Annotated in this window: 22 protein-coding genes; 12 read left to right on the top strand and 10 right to left on the bottom strand. The window is 71.0% G+C overall.

Annotated features, from left to right (window positions below):
- Positions 1–236: 236 nt before the first annotated feature.
- The 9 genes from HAV39_RS34900 (at position 237) to fdhF (ending at position 10,031) form a co-directional block, all read left to right on the top strand.
- Complete coding sequence (locus HAV39_RS34900; RefSeq protein WP_191843436.1) at positions 237–1,241, top strand: Acg family FMN-binding oxidoreductase; 1,005 nt, start codon at positions 237–239, stop codon at positions 1,239–1,241.
- Between the two features lie 37 nt (positions 1,242–1,278).
- Complete coding sequence (locus HAV39_RS34895; protein WP_191843435.1) at positions 1,279–1,920, top strand: response regulator; 642 nt, start codon at positions 1,279–1,281, stop codon at positions 1,918–1,920.
- 197 nt (positions 1,921–2,117) lie between these two features.
- Positions 2,118–2,750, top strand: a complete 633-nt coding sequence (locus tag HAV39_RS34890) for an ATP-binding cassette domain-containing protein (protein ID WP_191843434.1) — start codon at positions 2,118–2,120, stop codon at positions 2,748–2,750.
- 187 nt (positions 2,751–2,937) lie between these two features.
- Entirely contained in the window at positions 2,938–3,300 is a 363-nt protein-coding gene (locus HAV39_RS34885; RefSeq protein ID WP_191843433.1) for an alcohol dehydrogenase catalytic domain-containing protein, read from the top strand.
- Positions 3,301–3,447: 147 nt separating this feature from the next.
- On the top strand, positions 3,448–4,419 hold the full coding sequence (locus tag HAV39_RS34880) for an Acg family FMN-binding oxidoreductase (protein ID WP_191843432.1): 972 nt from the start codon (positions 3,448–3,450) through the stop codon (positions 4,417–4,419).
- Between the two features lie 161 nt (positions 4,420–4,580).
- Positions 4,581–5,225: a hypothetical protein gene (locus HAV39_RS34875; RefSeq protein WP_191843431.1), complete on the top strand. Its 645-nt coding sequence runs from the start codon at positions 4,581–4,583 to the stop codon at positions 5,223–5,225.
- Between the two features lie 387 nt (positions 5,226–5,612).
- Positions 5,613–5,756, top strand: coding sequence for a hypothetical protein (locus tag HAV39_RS34870; protein WP_191843430.1), 144 nt, complete (start codon positions 5,613–5,615; stop codon positions 5,754–5,756).
- 4 nt (positions 5,757–5,760) lie between these two features.
- Positions 5,761–7,380, top strand: coding sequence for an NAD(P)H-dependent oxidoreductase subunit E (locus tag HAV39_RS34865; protein ID WP_239121041.1), 1,620 nt, complete (start codon positions 5,761–5,763; stop codon positions 7,378–7,380).
- Positions 7,377–10,031: a formate dehydrogenase subunit alpha gene (gene fdhF, locus HAV39_RS34860; RefSeq protein ID WP_191843429.1), complete on the top strand. Its 2,655-nt coding sequence runs from the start codon at positions 7,377–7,379 to the stop codon at positions 10,029–10,031. The genes HAV39_RS34865 and fdhF overlap by 4 nt, the downstream gene beginning before the upstream one ends.
- On the opposite strand, the gene HAV39_RS34855 is transcribed toward fdhF, so the two are convergent.
- The 4 genes from HAV39_RS34855 to HAV39_RS34840 form a co-directional block, all read right to left on the bottom strand.
- Positions 10,003–12,621 carry a cation-translocating P-type ATPase gene (locus HAV39_RS34855; protein ID WP_191843428.1) on the bottom strand — a complete coding sequence of 873 codons (2,619 nt, stop codon included), beginning with the start codon at positions 12,619–12,621 and terminating at the stop codon, positions 10,003–10,005. The genes fdhF and HAV39_RS34855 overlap by 29 nt on opposite strands.
- Positions 12,622–12,647: 26 nt before the next feature.
- A complete protein-coding gene (locus tag HAV39_RS34850; protein ID WP_191843427.1) occupies positions 12,648–12,851 on the bottom strand; it encodes a DUF1918 domain-containing protein in 204 nt (67 codons plus the stop codon).
- 202 nt (positions 12,852–13,053) lie between these two features.
- A complete protein-coding gene (locus tag HAV39_RS34845; RefSeq protein WP_191843426.1) occupies positions 13,054–14,022 on the bottom strand; it encodes an Acg family FMN-binding oxidoreductase in 969 nt (322 codons plus the stop codon).
- 334 nt (positions 14,023–14,356) lie between these two features.
- Positions 14,357–15,208 (bottom strand): universal stress protein, encoded by an 852-nt coding sequence (locus HAV39_RS34840; RefSeq protein WP_239121042.1) that lies wholly within the window; start codon positions 15,206–15,208, stop codon positions 14,357–14,359.
- 183 nt (positions 15,209–15,391) lie between these two features.
- On the opposite strand from HAV39_RS34840, the gene HAV39_RS34835 reads away from it, so the two are divergent.
- Entirely contained in the window at positions 15,392–15,916 is a 525-nt protein-coding gene (locus HAV39_RS34835; protein WP_191843424.1) for a hypothetical protein, read from the top strand.
- A gap of 46 nt (positions 15,917–15,962) precedes the next feature.
- Here the strand turns inward: HAV39_RS34835 and HAV39_RS34830 are convergent, their stop codons facing one another.
- The 3 genes from HAV39_RS34830 to HAV39_RS34820 form a co-directional block, all read right to left on the bottom strand.
- Positions 15,963–16,886, bottom strand: a complete 924-nt coding sequence (locus tag HAV39_RS34830; protein ID WP_191843423.1) for a universal stress protein — start codon at positions 16,884–16,886, stop codon at positions 15,963–15,965.
- A gap of 128 nt (positions 16,887–17,014) precedes the next feature.
- Entirely contained in the window at positions 17,015–17,941 is a 927-nt protein-coding gene (locus HAV39_RS34825) for a universal stress protein (protein WP_191843422.1), read from the bottom strand.
- Positions 17,938–18,936 carry an Acg family FMN-binding oxidoreductase gene (locus HAV39_RS34820; RefSeq protein WP_191843421.1) on the bottom strand — a complete coding sequence of 333 codons (999 nt, stop codon included), beginning with the start codon at positions 18,934–18,936 and terminating at the stop codon, positions 17,938–17,940. Before HAV39_RS34820 ends, HAV39_RS34825 begins: the two co-directional genes overlap by 4 nt.
- Before the next feature lie 433 nt (positions 18,937–19,369).
- On the opposite strand from HAV39_RS34820, the gene HAV39_RS34815 reads away from it, so the two are divergent.
- Positions 19,370–20,500: a cation:proton antiporter gene (locus tag HAV39_RS34815; protein ID WP_191843420.1), complete on the top strand. Its 1,131-nt coding sequence runs from the start codon at positions 19,370–19,372 to the stop codon at positions 20,498–20,500.
- Positions 20,501–20,729: 229 nt separating this feature from the next.
- On the opposite strand, the gene HAV39_RS34810 is transcribed toward HAV39_RS34815, so the two are convergent.
- The 3 genes from HAV39_RS34810 to HAV39_RS34800 all read right to left on the bottom strand — a co-directional run bounded on the left by HAV39_RS34810 (position 20,730) and on the right by HAV39_RS34800 (position 23,235).
- On the bottom strand, positions 20,730–22,211 hold the full coding sequence (locus HAV39_RS34810; RefSeq protein WP_191843419.1) for a multicopper oxidase family protein: 1,482 nt from the start codon (positions 22,209–22,211) through the stop codon (positions 20,730–20,732).
- Complete coding sequence (locus tag HAV39_RS34805) at positions 22,208–22,435, bottom strand: SHOCT domain-containing protein (protein WP_191843490.1); 228 nt, start codon at positions 22,433–22,435, stop codon at positions 22,208–22,210. Before HAV39_RS34805 ends, HAV39_RS34810 begins: the two co-directional genes overlap by 4 nt.
- A gap of 215 nt (positions 22,436–22,650) precedes the next feature.
- Positions 22,651–23,235, bottom strand: a complete 585-nt coding sequence (locus HAV39_RS34800; protein ID WP_191843418.1) for a TetR/AcrR family transcriptional regulator — start codon at positions 23,233–23,235, stop codon at positions 22,651–22,653.
- A 194-nt stretch (positions 23,236–23,429) separates the two neighbouring features.
- On the opposite strand from HAV39_RS34800, the gene HAV39_RS34795 reads away from it, so the two are divergent.
- Positions 23,430–24,113 (top strand): NADPH-dependent F420 reductase, encoded by a 684-nt coding sequence (locus tag HAV39_RS34795; RefSeq protein ID WP_239121043.1) that lies wholly within the window; start codon positions 23,430–23,432, stop codon positions 24,111–24,113.
- The last annotated feature ends 306 nt before the right edge of the window (positions 24,114–24,419 follow it).

The following is a 24,419-nucleotide window of genomic DNA, read 5'->3' as shown; positions in this document are numbered from 1 at the left end:
GGCAGCCTGGATCAATGCCAGCGTCCACCGCCACGGGTTCCTGCGCTGAGCAAGGTTCGTCGCAGGCGCGGCCCCGCATCGGGGCCGCGCCTGCGGCGTTGTCGAAATCACCCGCAGCCGCCCTGCCGGCAGCTCGTTGGCAGGGCCGAAAGTCCCGGCCGGAAGGACCCTTCGCTCCTGGCCCCGACCCAGGCGCACCACGTGCACTGGACGCGACGACTTCTTGGAGGCAGACGATGACCACGCCCACTGGCGAGCACCGCCGTCCTGCGGCGGCGGCCTACGCCGCGGCCGCTGACACAGCGAGGCGCGCGCCCTCGATCCACAACACCCAACCCTGGCACTGGCAGGTCCACCCGCACCGGCTCGACCTGTACGCCGACACCACCCGTGCGCTGCCCGGCACCGATCCCGGCGAGCGGATGCTACTGGTCAGCTGCGGGGCGGCCCTGCACCACGCCCAGGTCGCCCTGCACGCTGAGGGCTACGACGTCGCCGTGCGTCCATTGCCCGAACCGGCCAGGCCTGAGCACCTGGCGACCATCACCATCACGGGTGCCATTCCCGTGACCGCAGCCGCCATGCGGCTCGTGCAGGCCGTGCAGCTGCGGCACACCGACCGGCGGCCCACCGTCGACGTGCCGGTCACCGCGGAGCAAGTCGACGAGCTGCGCCGGATCGCCGACGCCGTCGGCGTCCCCCTGCACAGGCTCACCGCAGATCAGGTCACCGACCTGGTCGTCGCGGTCTCGCACGCCGAGGACGCGGCCGCGGCCGAACCGGTGTTGCAGGCCGAGACGCACCTCTGGACCGGCCCCAGCCGGCCTGCCGGCACCGGACTACCGCCCGAGGTGATCCCCGACCGGCGACCCGAGACCGACGTCGGCGAGCGTGACTTCGGCACCCGCGGCACCCTCGCGGTCGGTGGCGGCCACGACAAAGCCTCGACCTACGTCGTGCTGTTCGGCAGCGATGACGACCGCGCCGCCTGGCTGCGTGCCGGGCAGGCCCTTTCCGCGATATGGCTGCACGCCACCATGCAGGGTCTGGCCGTGCTGCCCTTCAGCCAGGTCATCGAGATCGACGGTACCCGGGCCATGATGCGCCGCATCCTGTCCAACCTCGCGTGTCCCTATCTCGTGCTGCGTCTCGGCGTCGCCGACCCCGAGCACGCCCTACCCGGACACACGCCACGGCTGCCGTTCGACGCCACCGCCACCATCGACGACACCGCCCGGTGACCCGCCCGGGCGCCGGCAACCGGGACAGGAACCCGCCATGATCCGAATTTTCGTCCTCGACGACCATGAAGTGGTTCGCCGCGGGCTCATCGAACTGCTGCAGCAGTCCGGCGACATCGAAGTCGTCGGACAATCCGGGTCTGCCGTCGAGGCCGCACGGCTGATCCCCGCGGTACATCCCGACGTCGCGATCCTCGACGTCCGGCTGCCCGACGGCAATGGCATCGACGTATGTCGCGACATCCGGTCGGTCGATCCCCGGATCCAGGGACTGATCCTGACCTCGTACGAAGACGACGAGGCCCTGTTCGCCGCGATCATAGCCGGGGCGGCCGGATACGTCCTCAAGCAGGTCCGCGGCACCGACCTGCTCGACGCCGTACGCCGTGTCGCCGACGGCCAGTCGCTGCTCGACCCCGCCGTCACCGCGCAGGTCCTGCAACGTATCCGCCGTGGCGTGCACGCTCCGCCGGAGCTGGCGCAGCTCACCGAGCAGGAGAGGCGCATCCTCGGCCACATCGCCGACGGTCTGACCAACCACGAGATCGCCGAGAAGATGTTCCTGGCCGAAAAGACGATCAAGAATCATGTCACCAGCATCCTGGCCAAGCTGGGCCTGGAACGCCGCACCCAGGCTGCGGTCCTCGCCGTGCGGGTACTCGGCGGCACCCGGCCCTGAACTCCTGGACGTGGTCCCTCAACAACGCGCCGCACCCGAGCGCCGCAGCCTCCCGAGCGCCAACGGTCCAATGGGCACAAGGACGCACCGGCAGAAGACCTTCGGCCCTGCCCCGCACTGTCAAGGCAAGACCAGTCTGGCACTGCACCCTCCACCCCCACGCCGCCGCAAGCGGCACCGAACAGAGGTGACACCCCATGGCCACCGTCGCCATCGACCGGCTCGGCAAGACGTTCCCCAACGCGGCCCGCCCTGTTCTGGACGAGGTCAGCCTCACCGTCGGCGACGGCGAGTTCCTGGTCCTCGTCGGCCCGTCGGGCTGCGGAAAATTGTTCGTCGCGGGATTCATCGGCTCTCCCGCCATGAACCTCGCTCTCGGCCGAGTCGAACCGGGCACCGACGGACCGGTCCTGGCTCTCGGCACGCACCGCTGGCCGGTTCCCGCCGCAGTGCTGGACAGGCTGGCCGGGCTGAACACCGACGCCGGGCACGACGTCGTCGTCGGGCTGCGGCCGGGTGCACTGGGACTCGCCTCGCACGCCACCGGCCAGGCCGACATCACGGTAGCCGCGATCACGGTCGAGGCCCTCGGAGACGAGACCAACGTGCTGTTCCTGCCGCCGTTCCCGGTACCCGACGTGATCCGCGCCGGCACCGGACCGGCCGACACCGAACTCGCCGCCATGTGGACTGCCCGCCTGGAGCCCGACGTCTCCGTCACTGCCGGTGACGACCTCACCCTCGCCCTTGACCTGGCGCAGGCTTACCTGTTCGACGCTGTCACCGGAATGGCCCTTCACCCGGCCGAAGCAGACGTGGCAGCCGCGTGACCGTCAGCCGTAACGCGCCCGGCCTGGCCGCCCATCAGGCTCACCTGCCGGGCACCGCCGTGTCGGCTGTGACCGCGATCAGGACGAACGTCCCGCCGAGTACGGTCCACCGCCCCGTGACCACGAGCCCACAGCGGACGAGCCTCGAAGGCGAAGCCACCGAAAGGTGATGAGGAAAGGAGCAGTCATGCGCGCTTGCGTGGTCACCGACTTCGCTGCCCCGCTGACCGTCGGCGAAGTGCCCATCCCTCAGCCCGGCCCCGAACAGATCCTGGTCCGGGTCGAGGCCAGCGGCCTGTGCCACACCGACATCCACGCCGCCCGCGGCGACTGGCCGGTCAAGCCGACGCTGCCGTTCATCCCCGGCCACGAGGGCGTCGGCATCGTCGAACGCCTCGGCCGCGGCGTCACGGAGGTCGCCGTCGGCGACCGCGTCGCCATGCCGTGGCTGGGCTACAACTGCGGCGCCTGCGAGTACTGCGTCAGCGGAGACGCCATCGCCGAAGTCCTCGCCTCGACCGTCACCGCGCGGATCGTGTTCCGCCTCTGACATCCACAGCCCGTGCGGGCCGCCACAGCGCGGCCCGCACGGCTGCTTTTGCGCCGAACGCAGCAGAAACGCCACCCGGCGGCCCGGCACCGTGGATGATCAGGACGGGCCTTCAGCCGGCTACCGGGGCTAACTCAGGAGATCGTCATGACCACCCCGCTGACCCTGACCAACACCGCGTTCCGCGACGTCGTCGCAGCCGCCGTCCGCGCCCCGTCCCTGCACAACAGCCAGCCATGGCGCTTCCGCAACCGTGGCGGCGCCATCGAGGTCCACCTCGACCCCGCCCGGCGCCTGCCGGTCGCCGACCCCACCGGCTGGGCCGCCCGCATCGCCTGCGGCGCCGCGACCTTCAACGCCCACCTTGCGCTGACCGCCATGGGCCTGGCCGCGCAGGTGCAGCTGCTGCCCGAGCCGAGCAGTCCGCAGCTGCTCGCGCGGCTCATCCCGACGGCGGCCTGGCAGACGACCCCGGCCGAGGAGGCGCTGTTCGCCGCGATCGAGCGCCGGTTCAGCAACCGGGAGCCGTTCTATCCCGCCCCGGTCCCCGTCCACGCCCAGGTGCAGATCGCTGAGGCGGCACGCGCCGAGGGTGCCTGGGCCGACATCCTCAGCGGCCCCGCCTGCGTCGAGGCCATCTCAGAGATCGTCCGCGCGGCCGACGCCGTACTGGCTGCCGACAGCGCTTACCAGGAGGAACTGCACGCCTGGACCCGACCGGACCGCGACGACCGCGACGGGGTGCCCGCACCGTCCGGCGGTCCGGTCCGGCAGACCGGCGATCTGCTGCCGCGTCGTGCCTACGGCAACCGTGAAGCCGTTCCAGGCGGCGACTTCGACCCCGACCCGCTCCTCGTCGTGCTGGGCACCGCCGGTGACACTCCGGCCGACCAGCTTCGGGCGGGTATCGCCCTACAGCGGGTCCTGCTCACCATCACCGACGCCGGCCTGGCCGCATCGATGCTGTCGCAGCCGATCGAGGACCCCGCCGAACGGGACAGCCTGCGACGGGCACTGGACCGGTGCGAGGTCCCTCAGATGGTGCTGCGGGTCGGCACCGGGCGGGCAGGTTATCCCACGCCCCGCCGCGACCTGGCAGAGGTTATCGACGAGCCGTGACCGGTCCTGGTGCCGGCAACTCGCGACAGCACGGACGCAGGCCTGACGGCAGTGCGACAGCGGGTCATTGGTCCCGAGACGACAGGTCCTCCAACTCTGCTGTGACAGCAGGGGCGCACGGGATTCTTGGTGCAGGCAACGATCCCCCCAAGGAGCCCACCATGAAGCGCAGGACCCTCGACCTGATGTTCAGCCTCGGCGGCGTGGCCATCGCCGTCCTGCTCGCCATCGCCGGCATCGTGCTGCAGGCCAACGCGAACTTCGCCACCGACTACGTCACCTCGCAGCTGGCCGAGCAGAACATCACCTTCAAGACCCTCGACACCCTCACCCCCGAGGAGCGCGAGCAGCCCGGCCTAGTCGAGTACGCCGGGCAGAAGCTGACCACCGGCAAGCAGGCAGAGGTGTACGCCCTGCAGTTCATCGGCCTGCACCTGAAGAACACCGCCGGCGGCAAGACCTACGCCGACCTCGGCGTGCCGCAGAGCCAACTGCGGGCACAGGTCGCCGAGGCGACCAAGAACAACGACCCGAACCTGGCCGCCCTGCAGCAGCAGCTGACCGAGGTCACCGCCCAGCGCGAGACCATGTTCAAGGGCGAGACCCTGCGCGGCCTGCTGCTCACCACCTACGGCTTCAGCGAGTTCGGCACCAAGGCTGGCCAGGCCGCGCTGGTGGCCTACCTCGCCGCCCTGGTGATGGCGCTGCTGTCGATCGCCGGCTTCGTCCACGCCTGGGTCACGCCCCGCACGCAGCCGTTCGCGCCGATCGAGGCGATCGCTGACCGGAAGCAGATCAACGCCTGACAGTTCCACCTCGTGGGGCGGCCCGCCGGAAGGCGTACCGCCCCACAAACGTGTGTACGCGCTTGCGCGGCAACCGCCCTCAGCCGCCTTTCGTCCAGTCTGCCTACGCCGGCCATCGTCTGCGCCGCAGGCCACCGATCCCGTGAGCAGCGCCCTCGGGTGCAAACCGGGCCCGCAACGACGGCCGACTCGCGTGGGCCAAGCAGTTCACACGAACGACACAGGTTAATCATCACTGCCTGCTGGCCGTTGCTGGTCGGATCGCAGGGTTCGTCTGTCGGTGCCGGCGGAGCGCTGCCGTTCGGCGTTCGGTCAGGGTCTGGCCATGAACCGACTGATAATGGATGAGTGCCTTACGCAGGGCGCACGGCCAGTGGAGCACCGATCGTGGTCGGCGTCGACGGTTCGGCCTCGGCGCCGGCGGCGGCGCGTCTGGACGCCCGCATTTCGGCGCGTCGTGGATTCTCGTTCTTCATCCCTGTACTGGTGCTGGCGGGGCTGTTTGATGGTGCCACCGGCTGGCCGGGGTGAGGTCGTGGTCGACCGGATGCGGCCGGGCCGTAGCGCGCTGGAGGAGCTGGCAGCGCGCCGGGCCGACGCCGCTGCGCTCGGCCGTCTGCACAATGTCGGGTCGAACAATGTCGCTGATGTCGGGTTGCCTGCAGCGGCTGTCCACGGCACCGTCACCTACTTCAGCGATCTGCACGCGGTGCGGGGCGCTCGTCATGTGCGGGTCTGTACGGGCACGGCCTGCTTTCTGGCCGGCGGTGGCCGCCAGCTGGGCGAGGTCGAGCAGGCGTTGGGGGTCCGGGCCGGCGGGCGTACGGCCGACGGTTCGGTATCGCTGCAGGCGGTGCACTGTCTCGGGTTCTGCTACGGCGGCCCGGCCGCACTCGATGGCAGCACGCCCGTGGCCGGGCCCGAACTCGCCTCGCAGCTGGCCGGCCGAGCGCCTCGTCGGGCGCCGCCGATCCCGGCCACCGCGGTCTCGCAGCCCGTGGTGCTTCGTGGCCTGGCCGGTGGCCCGAGCTGGCAGGTGTGGCCGTGCCTGGTCGGCCACGCCGACGCCGCCACCGTGATCGGTGACGAGATAAGCCGGTCGGGGCTGCACGGGCGCGGCGGCGCCGGTTTTCCCGTAGCCCGCAAGTGGCAGGCGGTGGCCGAGCAGCCCGCTCCGCGGTTTGTGGTGGCCAACGGTGACGAGGGCGACCCAGGCTCCTACGCCGACCGGCTGCTGATGGAACGCGACCCCGACCGGGTCCTGGAGGGCCTGGCGCTGGCCGGGCTGGCCTGCGGCGCGAGCTGCGGGGTGGTGTACGTGCGCTCGGAGTACCCGCAGGCCCTGGCCGGCATGCGGGACGCGGTCGCCTCTGCCCGCGCCGCCGGTCACCTGGGCCGCCGGGTGCACGGCAGCGGCGTCGACTTCGACGTGGAGGTGACGGAGGGCGCCGGGTCGTACGTGGCCGGGGAGGAGACGTCGCTGCTGCGCTCGCTGAGCGGGCTGCGCGGCACGGTGCGGCTTCGCCCGCCCTACCCGGTCGAGTACGGGCTGTTCGGCCGTCCGACGGCGGTGAACAACGTCGAGACGCTCGCGGCGGTGCCCGCGATCGTCGCCGACGGCGGGGACGCCTACGCCCGGCTGGGCCGGTCGCCGGAGAACGGGACGCTGCTGGTGTGCCTCAACGAGCGGTTCGCCCGCCCGGGCGCGTACGAGGTCGAGCTGGGCACGCCGCTGCACGAGATCGTGTACGGCCTCGGCGGCGGCCTGCCCGCCGGTCGCACGCTGCGGGCGGTGCAGGTCGGCGGGCCACTGGGCGGATTCCTGTCCCCCGATCGGCTGGACCTGCCGCTACTGGCGTCGGCGCTGAACGGCGCCGGAGTCGCACTGGGCCACGGCGGCCTGATCGCCGTCGACGACACCACGGCCCCGCACGCCCTGCTGGGACATCTGTGGCAGTTCTACGCCGACGAGAGCTGCGGGGCGTGCACACCATGCCGGGAGGGCACCCGCCGCGGGGCGGCCGACCCGCACGCGGTCTCCGCGGACCGGGACCTGCTGGAGCTGATGGCGACGGCGAGCCTGTGCCCGTTCGGGCGGGGCATCCCGCGCGCGGTGCGGAGCCTGATCCGTGCCCTGGCCGAGGACACGCCATGAGGGTCGTCGTCGACGGCCGCACGGTCGAGGTACCCCACGGGGCCAGCGTGCTGGACGCCGCGCGGGCCGCCGGGGCACCGGTGCCGACGCTGTGCCACGACGACCGGCTCAGCCCGGCCGGGCAGTGCCGGGTCTGCCTGGTCCGCGTCGACGGCCGCATCGCCGCCGCCTGCGTCACCGCCGCCGCCGACGGACAGCACGTCAAGACCGGCGACCCGGACGTGGCCGCGATGGCGCGGCTGGCGCTGGAGCTGACCGTCGAGCGGCTGCCCGCCACCGCCCTGGAACTGCCGACGGAGCTGGCCGCCTGCTGCACCGAACTCGGGGTGGGCGCAGACCGGTTCGCCGCGGCCGGACGTGGGTTGGGCCGTGACGACAGCCATCCGTATGTGCACCTGGACCGGGATCTGTGTATCGCCTGCGGCCGGTGCGTACGCATGTGCGACGACGTGCAGGGCGCGTTCGCGCTCACGCTGGCCGGACGCGGTGCCGATACCGTCGTCGCGCCGGGTGCGGGCAGCTGGGCGCAGTCGGCGTGCGTGTCCTGCGGCGGATGTGTGGACACCTGCCCCACCGGCGCCATCACCCAGGCGGGCCGCCCACCGGGGACGGCGACAGCGGCGGTCGACACGACGTGCGGATACTGCGGCGTCGGCTGTGCCCTGACCGTCCACACCGCAGACGGTGCCGTCAGCGAGATCACCCCGGACCGGCGAGGTCCGGTCAACCGAGGGCACGCCTGCGTCAAAGGCCGGTTCGCGTACGGGTTCACCACCTCACCGGACCGGCTCACCACACCCCTGGTCCGGCGCGGCGACCGCCTCGAGCCCGCGGGCTGGGAGGAGGCGCTCGCCGTGGTCGCCGACCGGCTGGGCGGCATCGTCGCCAGCAGCGGGCCGGACGCCGTCGCCGCGATCTGCTCGGCGCGGGCCACCAACGAGGAGAACTACCTCATGCAGAAGCTGATGCGCACGGTTGTCGGCACGAACAACGTCGACAACTGCTCGCGCATCTGCCACGCCCCATCCGCAGCGGGCCTGAGCGCCGCGTTCGGACTGTCCGGCGGCACCAACCCGGCCGACGACATCGAAGCTTCCGACTGCCTTCTGATCGCTGGAGCCAACCCCACCGAGGCGCATCCGGTCATCGGCGCACGGATCCTGCAGCAGGCCTTGTCGAGCGCGAAACTCGTCGTGATCGACCCCCGCCGCACCGCCCTGGCCAAGATCGCCGACGTGCACCTTGCCGGAACGCCCGGCAGCAACGTCGCGGTCTTCAACGGCCTCGCGCGGATCATGCTCGAACGCGGCTGGATCGACGAGCAGTTCCTCGCCCAGCGCGCCGACGGCCTCGACGAGCTGCGCGAGCAGCTGGCCTGGTTCACCCCCGAGCAGGTCGCCGAGATCAGCGGCGTCACACCGCAGGCGCTGCTGGACGCGGCACGCCTGTACGGCACCGCCGGATTCCCGTCGATCATCTACGGGCTCGGGGTGACCGAGCACGCGCACGGCACCGACGGCGTACGCGCCCTGGTCAACCTGGCGATCCTGCGCGGTGCCGTGGGCACCGGCCGCGGTGGCGGCGTCAACCCGCTGCGCGGTCAGAACAACGTGCAGGGCGCCTCCGACATGGGCGCGCTGCCGGACCTGCTGCCCGGCTACCAGCCGGTCGCCGACCCACAGGCGCGCGGACGCTGCGAACAGATATGGGGCTGCCCGCTCCCGCAGCGGCCGGGTCTGCGCATCCCGCAGATGTTCGACGCCGCCCTCGACGGCCGGGTCCGGGCGCTGTACGTGTTCGGGGAGAACATCGCCCAGACCGACCCCGACAGCGGCCACGTGCGCGCCGCATTGGACGCCTGCGAGTTCGTCATCTGTCAGGAGATCTTCCTGACGGACACGGCACAAGCGGCGGACGTGGTGCTTCCCGGCGCGTCGTTTCTGGAGAAGGACGGCACGTTCGTCAACTTCGACCGGCGTTTCCAGCGGGTCCGGCCCGCACTGCGCCCACCCGGGCTGGCCCGCACCGACTTCGAGATCATCAACGCGGTCGCCGTCGCCCTCGGCACGGACCTGGGCTGCCCGACACCGTCACAGGCCCTGGACGAGTGCGCCAGGGTGGCACCACTGTACGCCGGAATCTCCCACATCAGGCTGGACCGCGACGGCCCGCTGCACTGGCCGTGCCGCAGCCCCGACGAGCCGGGCGAGGCCCGGCTGCACCAGGAATCGTTCGCCACCCCGAACGGCCGCGCGCAGCTCGCCGCCAGACCCTGGCTGCCGCCGGGCGAGCAGACCGACGCACGTTACCCGTTCGTGCTGATCACCGGTCGGCGACTGGTGCACTACAACGCCGGCACGATGACCCGTCGGACCCTCAACCTGCGGCTGTCGCCACGCGAAACCCTCGACATCCACCCCGCCGACGCGCTGGCGCTCGGACTGCGCGACGGCGACCTGGTCGAGATCGAAAGCCGCCGCGGAACCGTCGCCGCACCCGCGCGGATCACCGGCGACGTCAGCGCGGGTCAGGTGTTCCTGGCGTTCCACTTCCCCGAGGTCGCCGCGAACCTGCTCACCTCCGCCGCCGTCGACGAGGTGACCTCCTGCCCCGAGTACAAGGTCACCGCCGTACGGCTGCGCCGGTGCTGAGCCGCCTGCCACGCCATGCCTTGTGGGCCGTGTCGGCCAGCAGCAGGATCGGCACGGCCAGCGCGGCAAACCCCCAGCCGGCCAGCGGGGGCCACGAACCGCCCAGCGTCCGGACGACTACCGGCACGCCGAGGAACACGCACAGCAGGACCAGCTCGACGGCGACCGCCCACAGCAGCAGCCGGTTGCGGCGCGGGTCGAGCAGGAACGCAGGGCGGGTCTCGCTGCGGCAGGCGAATGCGTTGGCGAGCTGCCCCAGCACGATCGCCGCGAACGCGGTTCCCGACGCCGCAGCCAGCAGACTGGGTGCCGGTGCCTGTCCGGGATGCCAGCCGCCGAGGCTCAGCACGGCGGTGAAGGCTCCCAGTGACGCGATCACCTCGGCGGGGCCGAGGACGCCGAATACCCGTACCAGCAGCCGGCGGTCAATGAGCTGCCCGGTGCGGGCCCGGCCGGTGAGCGTGCGCGGGTTGGGCGGTTCGGCGCCCAGCGCCAGCGCCGGCAGCAGGTCGGTGCCGATGTCCAGCGCGAGGATCTGCAGGACGCCGATGGCCAGCGGAAACGTTCCGCCGCTCAGCGCCCAGACCACGAACGGGGCGAGTTCGGCGACGTTGTCGGTGAGGTGGTAGGTCAGGAAGCGGCGGATGTTGGCGAACGTGGCCCGGCCGGTTTCGACGGCGGCGACGATGGTGGCGAAGTGGTCGTCGAGCAGGACCAGGTCGGCGGTTTCGCGGGCGACGTCGCTGCCGGAGGCGCCCATGGCGATGCCGATGTCGGCTTCGCGGAGTGCGGGTGCGTCGTTGACGCCGTCGCCGGTCATGGCCACGGCGTGACCGCGAGCACGTAGGGCGCGGGCGATGCGCAGCTTCTGCTCGGGGGTGACCCGGGCGACGACGACGCCGTCGTGGTCGACCAGTTCTCCCAGCTCCCGGTCGTCGGCGGGAAGCTGCGCGCCGGTCACTACGAGGGGGTCCGATCCGCACAGCCCGACCTGCGTGGCCAGCGCGCGGGCGGTCGCCGGGTGGTCGCCGGTGATCATCGCGAGGCGGATGTGGGCGCGGCGGCACGCGGCGATCGCGTCGCCGACGTCCGGGCGCGGCGGGTCGAGCAGCCCTACGACGCCGATGAGGTCGAGGTCGCGGGCGTCGGGTGCCGCTTCGGGTGCCACCGTGGCCCTGCGGGCGACGGCGAGCACCCGCAGGCCGTCGTCGGCCATGGTGTGCGCGGCCAGCAGTGCCGGCGCGGTGTCGCCGCGGCAGTCGGCCAGGATGCTCTCCGGTGCGCCCTTGGTGTACAGGGTGGTGCCGCAAAGGCTGGCCGTGCGCAGCCGCACCGGGTCGAACGGCAGCCACCGCTGTTCCGGTTCGTTCGCGGCGCGGGCATCGACGTTCACACCGCACCGCAGGGCGAGCACGTGCAGCGCCACTTCCATCGGGTCGCCGTGCGGCTGCCGGGCGCCGTCGTGCGGGACGAGGCGGCCGCGGGAGGCGCGGACGGCGGCGTAGGCCAGGTCCGCGACCTGTTCGCCGACGGTCGGCGCCGCGTCGACGTGCCCTCGGGTGTCGTAGCCCTCTCCGGTGATCACGGCCTGGCCGGCGGGTGTCCACACCCGTACCGCCGACATCTGGTTGCGGGTGAGGGTGCCGGTCTTGTCGGTGCAGATGAAGGTGACCGAGCCGAGCGTCTCGACCGCTTCGAGATGGCGGACGAGCGCGTTGCGGCGGGCCATGGCGTGCGCACCGTACGCCAGGGCGAGCGTCACGGTGGGCAGCAGCCCCTCGGGTACCAGCGCGACCGTCACGCCGAGGGCGAACAGGAAGCCCTGCAGCGGCGTCAGGCCGAGCAGCAGACCGACGCCGAACAGTACTGTTCCGGCGGCGACCGCCGTCACCGCGACGATGCGCACGACGCGGGCGAGCCGCACGGCCAGCGGGCTCGGCGGGCGGCGGGTCTGTGTGGTCATCGCCGCGATCGCGGCCAGCCGGGTGCCGGTGCCGGTGGCGGCGACGATGGCCTCGGCCGCGCCTTCGACGACGAAGGTACCGGCGTACAGCTCCTGGCCTGCCTGGACGCGGCGGGGCACGCTCTCGCCGGTCAGCAGCGACTCGTCGACGGCGAGCGCGGCCGCGGAGTACGCCCGCAGGTCGGCGCTGACGCGGTCCCCGGCCTCCAGCAGCACCACGTCTCCGGGCACCAGGTCGGTGGCCGGCACCTGGCGGCGGTGCCCGTCGCGGCGTACGACCGCCTGGGCGGGCATCAGATCTCGTAGCCGGTCCACGGAGCGGTCGGCCCGGTATTCCTGTATGAACGCGAAGACGCCGTTGACGACGACGACGATGACGATTGCTGCGCTGAGTTGCGGCATATGGGCCAGCAGCGCGAGCAGCGCGGCGGCCCACAGCAGCAGGGCGAAGAAGTGGCTGAGCTGGCGGGCCAGCAGCAGCACGACGGGCGGGCGCCGGCTCGCGGGGATGGCGTTGGCTCCGGCCCGAGCCCGCGCCAGGGTCACCTGGACGCTGGTCAGCCCGGCGCGGACGGCGTCGTCCGCGGATGCCGGGGCAGCCGTGGAAGAGGCTTCGGCGCCGGTCACCTGGGCTCCTCAGCGGCCCGTATCAGTCAGCGCCGGTGAGGTGCGTGGGGTGGTTCCACGTGCGACTCGGATCCGGGGAACACCATGCTCTCGCGTCCGGTGTCCAGCCACCTGACCATGTATGGCGGTGTTCCGTCGGTGTGCCGCAACTCGGTGATCACGCCGACACGCCGGGGCTCACCGACGTGGATGGCCTCCATGACCAGGCGGTCTCCCACGTGTGCCTTCATGCCTCCACTGTCCCTCCCCGCGGCGTGGCCTACAGGGGTAAGCGGTCATCGCCGTGCAGGACGTTCGTCCCGACTCGGGCAGGCGTGCAGGTTTCGCCCCGGCGGGCATCGGCAAGCCGCGGTGGCGGCCCGAATTCGACCGCGTCGCCGCGGTCGGTGCGCAGCGATCACGCGTTGCCGGACTGGTGTGGTACCGCGGAGGTCACTGCGGGTCGATCATCTGGCCGGCGGGGCGCCGCGGGCTGGCGGCAGGCCTGCCCGGCGGCGGATGACCGACACGAACCAGGATCTGCGGCTCGCCGGGCCCCTGCAGCAGCTTCGCGACGCGCGCTCGCAGATCACCGAATTCGATCACGTCGCTGATGGGGGCGCTGCCGAGTCCGGCCGCGGTGGCGGTGAGCAGCACCGCCGACAGGGCCTCACCGGCGCGCAGCCGGTCGGCGATGGTATCGGCGTCGGTGAACAGCAGCGCGTACGTCGCCCCGACGTCGTGCTCGGGCCCTGGGGGCAATCCGGCGCTGAAGTACGTGAAGTCACGAACCGGCACGCGGCGAGCAGAAGCGGTGACCGCGGTGGCGGCAGGGACGCCGTCACCGGCCTCGGGTGGGCGGTTGGTCCAGCGCAGCAGCTCCTCCTGGCACGCCGGGTCCGCCAGCTGCCGCTCGGCTGCCTCAGCGGCGACCTCGCGCAGGAACTGAACCTGCTCACCGGTGAGCGGCTGCAGGTGCGCGCCCTGCTCCTCGGCGGCAGCCACCAGCGTGCTGACCACGGCGCTGCTGACCGGTTCCGCAGTAAACGCCCGCCGGTCGGTACGGCGCATCCCGATCGCCCGGTACAGCCGCACCGACGTGTCGTGCGGCAGAATCTGGCCGACGGTGACGACCGCCAGCGGCTGACCAGGTGTCCCGGCGCGCAGGCGGTCCACTCGTGTCGCCAGACCGGCCGCGGCGAGCGCCACGCGCGCATGGTGCAGCGCGCACCCGCAGCTGATCATCAACTGGCGGCCGTCGGGGTCGGTGGCCAACTGCCGGTGCTCGTCGGCGTACAAATGCAGGCTGTCGTTGCTGGTGCGCCAGATCCATGGCTGGGTGTTGAACACCGACGGCGCCACCAGCGCGTCCCGCGCTGCTTCGACCAGGGCGTTGCGTACCTTCGATGCCGTGAAGTTCATGTTTTCACCGTATGCGCCGCCCCGCGGCTGCTGCGGCAGATCGGAGCCGATGAGCTCAGCTCAGGCCGAAGTCACGCCCCGCGCGGACCTGCTGTCTGCCGTCGTCGGCGTGGTCCTGACACGTTGCCGGCGCCGGAGCACGGACACGTCATCGCGTCGTATGCATGGAGGCGGGATGCGCTCTTTCGCCTGGTTCAGAAGCGCGCGACGAGCCACCATGCCGCCGCGGTGGCGATCACCAGTACCAGCAGGGCGAGCAGTGGGGTCCAGTCGGTGGTTCGCACCGGTCTCACCTGGCCGCGTCGAGCACGGTCGCGTCCACGGTCGCCGGCGTTCACGTGCCCTCACGTGGGACGACGAGGACCGGGCACGCAGAGTGGTGCAACAGGTGCCGGCGGACCTTACCGGGAACCAGGTTCGCGGAGCTGCGGCGCGCCCGCGTCCCGATCACGATCAGTTGCGCGGTGTGGCTCAGCCGTTCGAGCGTGCGCGCCGCTGGGCCTTTGATCAACATTTCCTGGACGGTCACGTCGGGGTAGGCCTCGCGCATCCCGGCCAGGGCTTCGCCCAGCACGGCCTGCTCCTCGCCTTTGACTTCGGCCACGTCGTAGACCAGCGGCAGCATGTCGCCCGGGCCCGACGACACGGGTCCGGTCCAGGTGTGCACCGCAGTGCAGTCGGTGCCGCGGATCTCGGCTTCGTAGAAGGCCGTCTCGATGACCGGCCGCGACGCAGGGTCGCCGTCGACGCCGACGACGATGGGACCGACGGCGTGTTCGGTCCCCCGGACCAGTAGCACGGGTGCTGGGCTGTCAGCGGAGACCTTCGCCGCCGTCGATCCGATGATCAGGTCTTCCAGCATGCTGGTGCCGCGGTGCGCCACGACGACCATCGCGGCCTTGTCTGCGTGCTGGCACAGTACCCGGGCGGGATCCCCGGCCACGAGCAATGTCTCCAACTCGGCGTCGGTGAGGCCTGCCGCGCGGGCGGCGACTGCGGCGTCGCGCAGGACGGCCCGCCCTTCGTCTTCGCCAGCTGGGCTTGTGTCGTGCACCGCGTGCAGGACCGTGAGGCGGCATCGTCGGCGTAGTGCCTCAGCGGCAGCCACTCCGACGGCACCGGTGGCTGATCGTGAACCGTCGACGCCTACCAGCACGGGAAGCTCTGCAGCGTAATACGGTCTCATCGCGTTCCCTCTCCCATTGTCGCCTTCAGTGCATCCTCGACGGCGCGTTGCGGCAAGGGCCGACCGGCCGCGGCGGACCGGGACTTTGGTCCTGCTCAAGGGCGGCGCAAGACGGACCATCGGCCCGCCACCTTGGCTCGAACGGCCCTGCCCGAGGCTGCCGACGGGGCGCACGGTGAGAGGATGAACACCCAGCAGGTGATGGAGATCGCTGGCCGGCACGGCGTCGGTGTCGAGATCCTGCAGGGCCGGGGTTCGACGACGACCCTGGCGCGGATTATCGATGCCGCGATCCGGGCGACAGCCGGCGACGGATCGTACAGGCCGCGGGCAGCGACACTCAGCTGCCTCGGCGACCGGCCGCAGGATTGCCCCGATCCGTGTATCGGGATGGCTTGCGCCGGCCAGCAGTTCGGCATCGTACTGACCACCGTCGGCGACGGCCCGCACGAGCGCGTCACAGCCGCCGAGGCCATGCGGAAGATCGTCGATGCGATTACCCGATCCGGCCTGGTCGTGTCGGTGCACGCCCAGGCTGCCGAGATCAGTGCGGCGCAGGAGCATCTCAGACTCGTCCTCGGCGTGTCCGCGACTCCACAGCTTGTGATCATGGTTAACCGCGTCGCGGACAGCGCAGCTCACCGATGGTCAGCGCAGCCGGCCACATATGCAGGTACGGCGACCAGCTCGCCGCAGGCAGCACTCTGAAGCCGGCCATCCAGCGGCGCCGCCATAGGACGCCGCCTGCGTGGGATCAGTGGTCGTGAACGACCGCGACCGGGCAGGAGGCGTGCTGAACCAGCGCATGGCTGATCGAGCCGAGCAGCATCCCCGTGAACCCGCCGCGACCCCGGCAGCCGACGACCACCAACCCGGCGCCCTCTGACTGCTCAACGAGCGCTCGTTCCGGGTTGAGGCTGTGCACCGCCCGCAGTTGCACCGCCAGACCCGGATGCCGTTCCCGCAGAGGACCGGCCGCCTCGGCGAGCATCTGTTCGGCTTCTTGGCGGGCCAGTTCAGCCGGATCGACGTCCGGTTCGGGTCCGGCGCCCCAGGGCGCCTGCCAATGCACGTGGATCATGACCAGGTCGGTGTCGCGCAGCGCCGCCTCCTGCGCGGCGAACTCCAGCGCCGCCTGAGCCGGCGCGGAGGCGTCGTAGCCGACCAGGACCGGCCCGTCCAGCCCCGCAGCGGGGTCCGGCTGGTCAGCGGGTGGTCGTACGACGACCACCGTCCCGTGCCCGTGTGCGGCGACCTGAGCCGACACCGACCCGAGGACCAGTCCTGCGAAACCGCCAGCGCCGCGGCTGCCCACGACGGTGACTGCCGCACGGCGGGACGCGTCGATGAGCACCGACGCGGCGCTGCCGGCCCGCAGATGCGACTGGATCGTCACCTCGGCCGACTGGCGGTGCAGCTGCTCCGCGGTCGCAGACAGCACCTGCTCAGCGGCCTGCCTGGTCTCCTCTTCCACCACCGGGTTGGCCGCCCCGAACGTGGGCGGCCCGAACCCGCACAGCGGGTTCTCGTAGGCGCACAGCAGTTCTAGCGGCACCTGACGCTCCCGGGCCAGCAGCGCGGCGTAATGTGCAGACCTGGTACTCGGTTCTGAGCCGTCCACACCAGCGACGACGGGCCGCGCGCCGCGACCGGCCGCCGAGCCCGCATCCGTACCCATGGTGTCCACCTTGCACTGGGATCGTGGCCGTCCGCACAGAAACGGCCGAACGGCAGTGGCGGATGCCGTAATCGGCGAGATTCGTGCTGTCGATGGGCATCGAGGTTTCCGGACAGGGTGACCATGGTTCAGAGTTCGCTTGGGTGGATCACCACCACGGGACAGTGGGCGTGGTGGACCAGAGCACGGCTGACCGAGCCCAGGAGCATCCCGGCGAAGCCGCCTCGGCCGCGGCAGCCGACCACAATCATGGTCGCGCCACGCGATATCTCGATCATGCTGTGCTCGGTGTTGAGGCTGTGGACCAGTCGGGTCTGCAGATTCAGCTGCGGGCGTGCGGTTGACGACGCGGCGGCCGCGTCGGCCAGTAGCCTGCGTGCCCGGTCCTCGGCCGCGTGTCCGGTCGCGGAATGCGGGTCGGCGTGCAGCCACAGCTGCGGCCCGTACACGTGCACGGCGACCAGCGGGACGTCACGGCTGAGGGCTTCATCTGCGGCGAACGCCAGGGCTGCCTGTGAAGCTGCCGAACCGTCCACCCCGACGACCACGGGGCCGGCCGGCTTGACAGCAGGCGGGGGCTGTTCAAAACCGGGCCCGATCCGATGGTCGGGAACGGGCGGGCGCACGACGATGACCGGGCCGTGGGCGTGTGCGGCAACCTGCGACGACACCGACCCGACCAGCAGTTCGGCGAACCCTCCCACACCCCTGCTACCCACGACGGTCACCGCGGCGGTGCGGGACTGCTCGATCAACACCTGGGCGGGGCCGCCGACAACCTGCCGGGCAACGACCTCGCCGAGCTCCGGGAATCGCCGGCGCAGCGTCTCGACGGCGTCGGTGAGGCTGCGGTCGATCGACTCGCGGATGGCGGACTCGTCGAAGTAGCGCCCGACGATGCCCGCAACGCCATAGCCGTACAGCGGGCTGAGATAGCCGTACACCAGGTGCAGCGGCGCTTGGCGGCGTAGGGCGAGGTCCGCGGCGAACGAGGCGGCGTCCAGGCTCGACGGCGAGGAATCGAAACCGGCGATGACCGGATGGGTAGCGATCATGCTTGTCCTGTGTCCACGATATCCGGGTTGATCGACTCCTCGAACAGGCGGCGCGGGGGCGCAGGCAGATCACCCGGCGGAGCATGGCCCACCCGGACGCACAGCTGCGGCTCGCCCAGGCCGGGCAGGAGCCGGCGGAGCTCGTCGCGGGTGCCGGCCACCTCGGTGACGTCGCTGATCGGCGCGCTGCCCAGGCCTTCGACGGCGGCGGTGAGCAGCACCGCCGACATCGCCTCACCGGCGCGCAGCCAGGCCGCCGGCGTGTCGTCGTCGGTGAACACCATCAGGAAGCGGGCACCGGAGTCGGTGTCGCGGCCGGGGTACATCGTCTGTCCGCCGAACGGCACGTAGTCGCGGATCGGGACACGCCGCGGCACCGCCCGTACCGTTGTCTCGGTGGGCACGCCTTCGCCACTCCACGGCGGGCGATGCGTCCAGTCGGCCAGCTCGGCCCGGTAGTCACGGTCAGACAGCTCCAGCGCTCCGGCTTGGGCCGCCGCCGACGCCAGTGCGGCGACCTGACCTGCGCCCACCAGGTGAACGTGAGCGTGTTCGCGTTCACCGGCAACGATCAGCGTCCGGCATTGCGCGTCCGTGACCAGCTGGGAGGTGAACGGCCGACGGTCGGTGCGTCGGCGCTTGATCGCCTCGCGGGCCTGTAGCTCGGCCAGCGCCGGTTCATGCGGGCCGACGATGCGCAGTTCGGCGAGCAGGTCCGGGTCTGCGGGGTCAGGCACGCGGCGCACCTGCACGTCGTGCCCGGTGGCGGCCAGGGCGATGCGGGCGTGGTGCAGGGCGACGCCGCAGCTGACGGTCAGCAGCCGTCCGGCCGGGTCCGCGACCAGGAGCTGGCGCTGCCGGTCGGCGTACAGGCACAGCTTGTCCCGGTCGGCCTGCCACCGCCACGGCTGGGTGTTGAAGATCGACGGCGCAGCGAGCGCGGTGCGGGCCGCTTCGCGCAGCACCTGTTCGCGGGTCGCGTCGTCTGCTGTCATGACCTCACCATCTGCCTCGGGCCGCCCGGCAGGTCAGGGGCGCCCGGCCCGCCACCAGCGGGGCGGGGGTCCTGTCTGCGGCAGGTCTTTGGTCCCTTGTCTCGCGGCATCTTTGGGCGGCCGACGAGTCCGGCAGCCGCGGTCGTATGCACGCCGGGTGCGCCGACCTCATGTCGACGACGTGGCCGTGACGCATTTGGTTCTGCCGGGTCTAGCGGTGCCGCCATCCTCCAGCCGCCGTATCCGAGCCATCCGGCCACCCAGGGGTTCTTGCGCTACACCATCTCGCCGCGAGCAGGGTCTCGTGTCGGACACGCCTGTGGAAGCAGAAACCAAAGGGCGAAGTTGTTCGCACACGGTGGCCCCAGGTTGGAAGATCCATGTGACGGACGGGTGGCGGCCTTCGGGCCTGGGCCAGTGAGGATGCAATACGTTGAGTTTCGCGGCACTCGCGCTGATCTCGATCGCGGCCGCTCTCGGCCCGGTGCTGGCGCTGCGCCGGAGTTGGCGTCTGCCTGTCATCCTGGGCGAGCTACTGGCCGGGATGCTGCTCGGTGCCAGCGGTGCCGGCCTGCTCGACCCACGGGATCCGACGTTCGCATTTCTGGCTGACGTCGGCTTCGCACTGGTCATGTTCGTTGCTGGGTCACATGTCCCGGTGCGGGAGCTGGGCTCGCACGGTACGTTGCGGATCGGGTTCTTGCGCGCGACGGTTGTGGGTGCGCTGGCCGTGGTGGTCGGTCATGTGGTGGCGGAGTCGTTCGGCACCGGTCACGCGGGCTTGTACGCGGTGCTGATGGCTTCGTCATCGGCGGCTTTCGTCCTGCCCGTTATCTCGGACCTGGAACTGCGTGGGACGCCGGTTCTGCAGCTGCTACCGCAGGTCGCCATCGCCGATGCCGCATGTATCGTGCTGCTGCCGCTGGTGGTGGACCCCGCTCGGGCTAGCAGCACGGTGCTGGGTCTACTCGCGGTGGGTGGCTGCGCCGCCGTGCTCTACCTGGTCCTGCGCCGACTTGAGGACTCCGGCCTGCGCCGACGGGCGCAGCGGGTGTCTCAGGAGCGCCGGTTCGCCATCGAGCTGCGGGTCAGCCTGGCGATCCTGTTCACCCTGGCGGCGCTGGCCGTGCACACACACGTGTCGGTCATGGTCGCCGGCTTCAGCTTCGGGTTGGTGGTGGCGGCGATCGGCGAGCCGCGGCGGCTGGCCCGGCAGCTGTTCGCGGTCACCGACGGCTTTCTCGGTCCGTTGTTCTTCGTGTGGCTCGGCGCCTCGATCGGCCTGGGCGAATTGTTGCGCCGGCCCTTCATGATGCTGCTTGGCCTGGCGCTGGGTGTGGGCGCAACGGCGGTGCACCTGGCCATGCGGGTTTTGGGCCAGCCCATCTCCTTCGCTGGGCTGGCCGCGGCCCAGCTGGGCGTACCGGTGGCGGCAGCGACCATCGGGGAACAGCAGCACCTGCTGTCGGCGGGCGAGCCGGCGGCGCTCCTGCTTGCCGCCGTGGTGACGATCGTGGTGGCGCTGGCGTGCGCCCAGCGGGCTGTGCCCGCAGTCCTCACCTGAGGACACCGCGGCCCGGCTCGGAGGTGCGCCGGGATCCGCGCTGGCACACCCACAGATCCCCGCCGGAGCGCACGGCAGCGGCGGGGCTCCCGCAGTCCGACTCGGGCGGTGCGATGCACCACCCTCGGCAGACCCAGATCACGACGAGACGGCACAACGGGTACCAGACACCGCCGGTACGCCAACTCCTAAGCCGCCCGCTCCACCAGCAGCGTCATGTGACAGGCCGCTAGCCACGGACGTTGACGGTGCCCATCATGCCAAGATCTTCATGGTCGAGGATGTGGCAGTGGTAGACGCTGCGTCCGGAGTGACCAGTGAACGGGATGCGCAAGCTGACCTGGCCGTATGCCCGCACGAGGACCACGTCCTGCAGCGTCGTGGCCGGTGGCGTCAATACGTTCGTATCCACCACGTGGAAGGGCCAACCGTGCAGGTGGAACGGATGATCCATCGGACTGGTGTTGAGCACTGTCCACTCCTCGGTCGTGCCGGGCGTGACGATCTGGTCATCGCGGCCCGGATCGAAGGTGCGTCCGTCGATCGTGAACCCCATACCCATGCCCATCCGCATCCCGGCGTCCATCCCCATCGCAAGGGTGAGCCGGCGCTGTCCGGTCACCGGGCCCTGTGGTTCGGTCGGCGCAGGCAACGCCGTGGGAAGCGGCGGCGGGGTGCCGGTCGAGCCGGTCACGATCAAGGTTGCGAGGGTGGCCGGACCGCGTGGGCCGCCCGTGGCGCCCATGCCGCCCATCATGGTGGCGCTGCCGCGGTCATAGGGTGCGGCGAACAGCGCGAACCGGCCGCTGGCCGTGGGGCGCACGATCACGTCGGCCCGGTTTCCGGGGGCGAGGACCACCTGGTCTCGGTCGACGGGCGCGGCAAGGAACCTGCCGTCGAGAGCGATCTGGGTGAGTCGGTGGCCGTCCAAGCGAAGGGCCAGCACCCGCGATACACAAGCGTTGATCACCCGCCACCGTTCGGCACTGCCCGCAGAGGCCGTGACGACAGGCTCGTGCTGACCGTTGACCAGTACCAACTCCCCTTCGCGGCCCTGCATCCTGGCCATGGCATCGGCCGGCACGACGTGGCCGCCGGCGTCCAGCGTGGTGTCGGTGACCAGCAGCACCCGGTCGCTGGTGACAGCCAGGTCGAGGTCGTCCTCGACCAGGAGCGCGCCGGCGAGTCCGGCGAAGATCTGGTCGGCGACGGTGCCGTGATGGTGCGGGTGGTACCAGAACGTGCCGGGAGGATGATCGGATGGAATCCGGATCTCGTAGTCGAACCCCGCCCCGGGCTCGATGGCGATGAACGGGTTGTCGCCGTCGGCCTGCGGCGACACCTTCAGGCCGTGGGTGTGCAGGTTCGTCGGCTGCCCGAGCTGGTTGACCAGCTGTAGTCGCAGCAGGTCACCAGGCCGTACGCGCAACGTCGGTCCGGGCGAGGTCCCGTTGTACCCCCACGCCGAGGTGTCGAGGCCCGCCAGCCGCACCCCCGCGGCGACGGCCAGACGCAGACTAAGGATTCCGTCCCGGCCGACCGCCACATCGGGCTGGCGCAGCGGCTCACCCGTGTCGGCCGGTGACAGGCGACCGCCTCGCAGAGGCAGTCCGGCGTCAACGAACCAGCCGGTCATCCCTGCCACGACGCTCGCCGCGCCCAGCCCGGCCAGGCCGAGAGCCCGGCGGCGGCTGATCGGCCGCGCGGTCATGGCAGCTCGCCCTTGCGACGCCGGTACTCTTCGTCGTCGATCTCGCCTCGGGCGTAGCGCTCGTCGAGGATGGTCCGGGCCGGTGAGCGATCCGGACGGGGTGTGGTCACCGTACCGTCGGGCCAGTACCGCGTGACCATCAGCGCCAGAAAGCCCAGCACCAACAAGCCGAAAAAGATCACGGCCGGCCAGATCCACATCCAGCCCATCGCATTGCCCATCATCGTCGACACCCCTCTCGCGGTGGCGAGGCCGGCGCAAACGCTGAAACCGAACCGTGCCGGCCAGGCACTGTCAACGCTACGTAGGCAATCGGGCTCTCCGCCCGTGCCATTGGTCCCGACCACCGCGCCAGGTGACCCGCAACGGATTCCGGTCGACGGCATGGCTGACTTGGTTCCAGCAGGCCGCCGTACAGCCGTCGGTAGCCCCGCTGTGGTCAGGCAGCCGAGCAGGCCGCGTTCACCAGCGCCTGTGCCGCGGCTTTGGCGGCTGCGGGGGTGGCGGGATCGGCGTCGAGCACGCCGTTGCCCAGGCCGCCGTCGATGAGCAGGGTGAGCTGGCGGGCGAGCAGGCCCGGGTCGGCGGCACCGGCACGGCGGGCAAGGTCGGTTACCCAGGCGCGCACGATCTGCTTGTGTTCGACGGTGCGGGCGTGCACGTCGCTGCCGGTTTGGCTTTCGGCGGCCGTGTTGATGAAGGCGCAGCCGTGGTAGCCCTCGCGCCGGAATGCCGTGCCCAGCGCGTCGAACATGCCGACGAGCTGTGCTCGGGGGTCGTCGCCGGCGTCACGGGCGGCGGCGCGCAGACCACCGAACCAGGCTTGGTCGGTCTTGTCCAGGTACGCCAGCACCAGGTCGTCCTTGCGTGGGAAGTACTTGTAGAACGTCGCTTTGGCGACGGCTGACTCGGCGATGACGGTGTCGACGCCGACGCCGCGGGGACCGTGGGCGTAGAACAGCCGGAACGCCGTGGTGAGGATGCGGTCACGGGCTGGCTGCGCGGCGGCGCCTGACTGGTTCATGGCTGCTTTCACCTCCTGAGACGTCCATGCACCATCCTACAGACAAGTCTGTCCGAGGTCGGTCCGGACACGATGAGGATGCTTCCGGTCTGTGGCATGTCAAAGGGCTAAACCAACCGCTGCAAGGGTGTACAGACCTGTCTGCTAGCCTTGGCCCCATCGAGAGCATCTGACCGACTTACCAGGAGCAACGCATGATGAAGATCGCCGTATTGGGCACGGGCATGGTCGGCCAGGCACTCGCCGGCAAGCTTGCAGGGCTGGGTCACGAAGTGACCGTAGGGACCCGCGACGTCGCCGCCACGATGGCCCGCACCGAGCCCGACGGCATGGGCAACGCCCCCTACAGCGGCTGGGCCACTGCCCACCCGGCGGTGACGTTGGCCTCGTTCGCGCAGGCCGCCGCCCGCGCCGAGATGCTCGTCAACGCGACCTCCGGCGAGGTCTCCATGGCCGCGCTGGAAGCGGCCGGGCGCGACAACGTGGCCGGTAAGGTCCTGCTCGACGTCGCGAACCCGCTCGACTTCTCGCAGGGCTTCCCGCCCAGCCTGTTCGTCAAGGACACCGACTCCCTCGGCGAACAGATTCAGGCCGCCTTCCCCGAGTTGAAGGTCGTCAAGTCGCTCAACACGATGAACGCCCACCTCATGGTCGACCCGACCCAGCTCGCGGACGGGGCGCATTCGGTGTTCGTCTCCGGCAACGACGCCGAAGCGAAGAAGACCGTGAGCGGCCTGCTGGAGTCTTTCGGCCACACCGACGTCATCGACCTTGGCGACATCACGACGGCCAGGGCCACGGAGATGCTGCTGCCGATCTGGCTACGCCTGTACGGGACCATGGGGACCCCGATGTTCCAGTTCAAGATCGTCCGCTGACCTTCGCCGGCCGGTCACGCCAACCAGACCGCCGTTCGCCCGGCACGCACGGACACCCCCACACCCGCGTGGCCTCATCGGCGTCCGCGATCGGCTCCGGCCCCATGACGGCGCAACAGGTCGGGTATTGACCCGACGTCCTCAACAGTCATGCCGCTGTACACCATCAGCACCGGTGACGACACGAACTTCACCAGCCGGCACCTCGACGCCGGACACCTGGCGAAGGCCACTGCATCGACCGGCGCCAACGCCAACCGTAGCCGTCCACAAACAGCACCGCGGCCCTCCGAAGGCTCATCCCTG

Source organism: Catellatospora chokoriensis (assembly GCF_011297315.1).
GTDB lineage: Bacteria > Actinomycetota > Actinomycetes > Mycobacteriales > Micromonosporaceae > Catellatospora > Catellatospora citrea.
This window is presented reverse-complemented; position numbering and strand designations above follow the sequence as displayed.

Excerpts from the sequence above, each read along its gene's own strand:
- HAV39_RS34830 (WP_191843423.1), bottom strand. The coding sequence starts at position 16,886 with ATGGGTACGGATGCGGGCTCGGCGGCCGGTCGCGGCGCGCGGCCCGTC.
- HAV39_RS34895 (WP_191843435.1), top strand. The coding sequence starts at position 1,279 with ATGATCCGAATTTTCGTCCTCGACGACCATGAAGTGGTTCGCCGCGGG.
- HAV39_RS34880 (WP_191843432.1), top strand. The coding sequence starts at position 3,448 with ATGACCACCCCGCTGACCCTGACCAACACCGCGTTCCGCGACGTCGTC.
- HAV39_RS34825 (WP_191843422.1), bottom strand. The coding sequence starts at position 17,941 with ATGATCGCTACCCATCCGGTCATCGCCGGTTTCGATTCCTCGCCGTCG.
- HAV39_RS34795 (WP_239121043.1), top strand. The coding sequence starts at position 23,430 with ATGATGAAGATCGCCGTATTGGGCACGGGCATGGTCGGCCAGGCACTC.
- HAV39_RS34810 (WP_191843419.1), bottom strand. The coding sequence starts at position 22,211 with ATGACCGCGCGGCCGATCAGCCGCCGCCGGGCTCTCGGCCTGGCCGGG.
- HAV39_RS34835 (WP_191843424.1), top strand. The coding sequence starts at position 15,392 with ATGAACACCCAGCAGGTGATGGAGATCGCTGGCCGGCACGGCGTCGGT.
- HAV39_RS34850 (WP_191843427.1), bottom strand. The coding sequence starts at position 12,851 with ATGAAGGCACACGTGGGAGACCGCCTGGTCATGGAGGCCATCCACGTC.
- HAV39_RS34805 (WP_191843490.1), bottom strand. The coding sequence starts at position 22,435 with ATGATGGGCAATGCGATGGGCTGGATGTGGATCTGGCCGGCCGTGATC.
- fdhF (WP_191843429.1), top strand. The coding sequence starts at position 7,377 with ATGAGGGTCGTCGTCGACGGCCGCACGGTCGAGGTACCCCACGGGGCC.
- HAV39_RS34800 (WP_191843418.1), bottom strand. The coding sequence starts at position 23,235 with ATGAACCAGTCAGGCGCCGCCGCGCAGCCAGCCCGTGACCGCATCCTC.
- HAV39_RS34890 (WP_191843434.1), top strand. The coding sequence starts at position 2,118 with ATGGCCACCGTCGCCATCGACCGGCTCGGCAAGACGTTCCCCAACGCG.
- HAV39_RS34840 (WP_239121042.1), bottom strand. The coding sequence starts at position 15,208 with ATGAGACCGTATTACGCTGCAGAGCTTCCCGTGCTGGTAGGCGTCGAC.
- HAV39_RS34900 (WP_191843436.1), top strand. The coding sequence starts at position 237 with ATGACCACGCCCACTGGCGAGCACCGCCGTCCTGCGGCGGCGGCCTAC.
- HAV39_RS34885 (WP_191843433.1), top strand. The coding sequence starts at position 2,938 with ATGCGCGCTTGCGTGGTCACCGACTTCGCTGCCCCGCTGACCGTCGGC.
- HAV39_RS34845 (WP_191843426.1), bottom strand. The coding sequence starts at position 14,022 with ATGAACTTCACGGCATCGAAGGTACGCAACGCCCTGGTCGAAGCAGCG.
- HAV39_RS34875 (WP_191843431.1), top strand. The coding sequence starts at position 4,581 with ATGAAGCGCAGGACCCTCGACCTGATGTTCAGCCTCGGCGGCGTGGCC.
- HAV39_RS34820 (WP_191843421.1), bottom strand. The coding sequence starts at position 18,936 with ATGACAGCAGACGACGCGACCCGCGAACAGGTGCTGCGCGAAGCGGCC.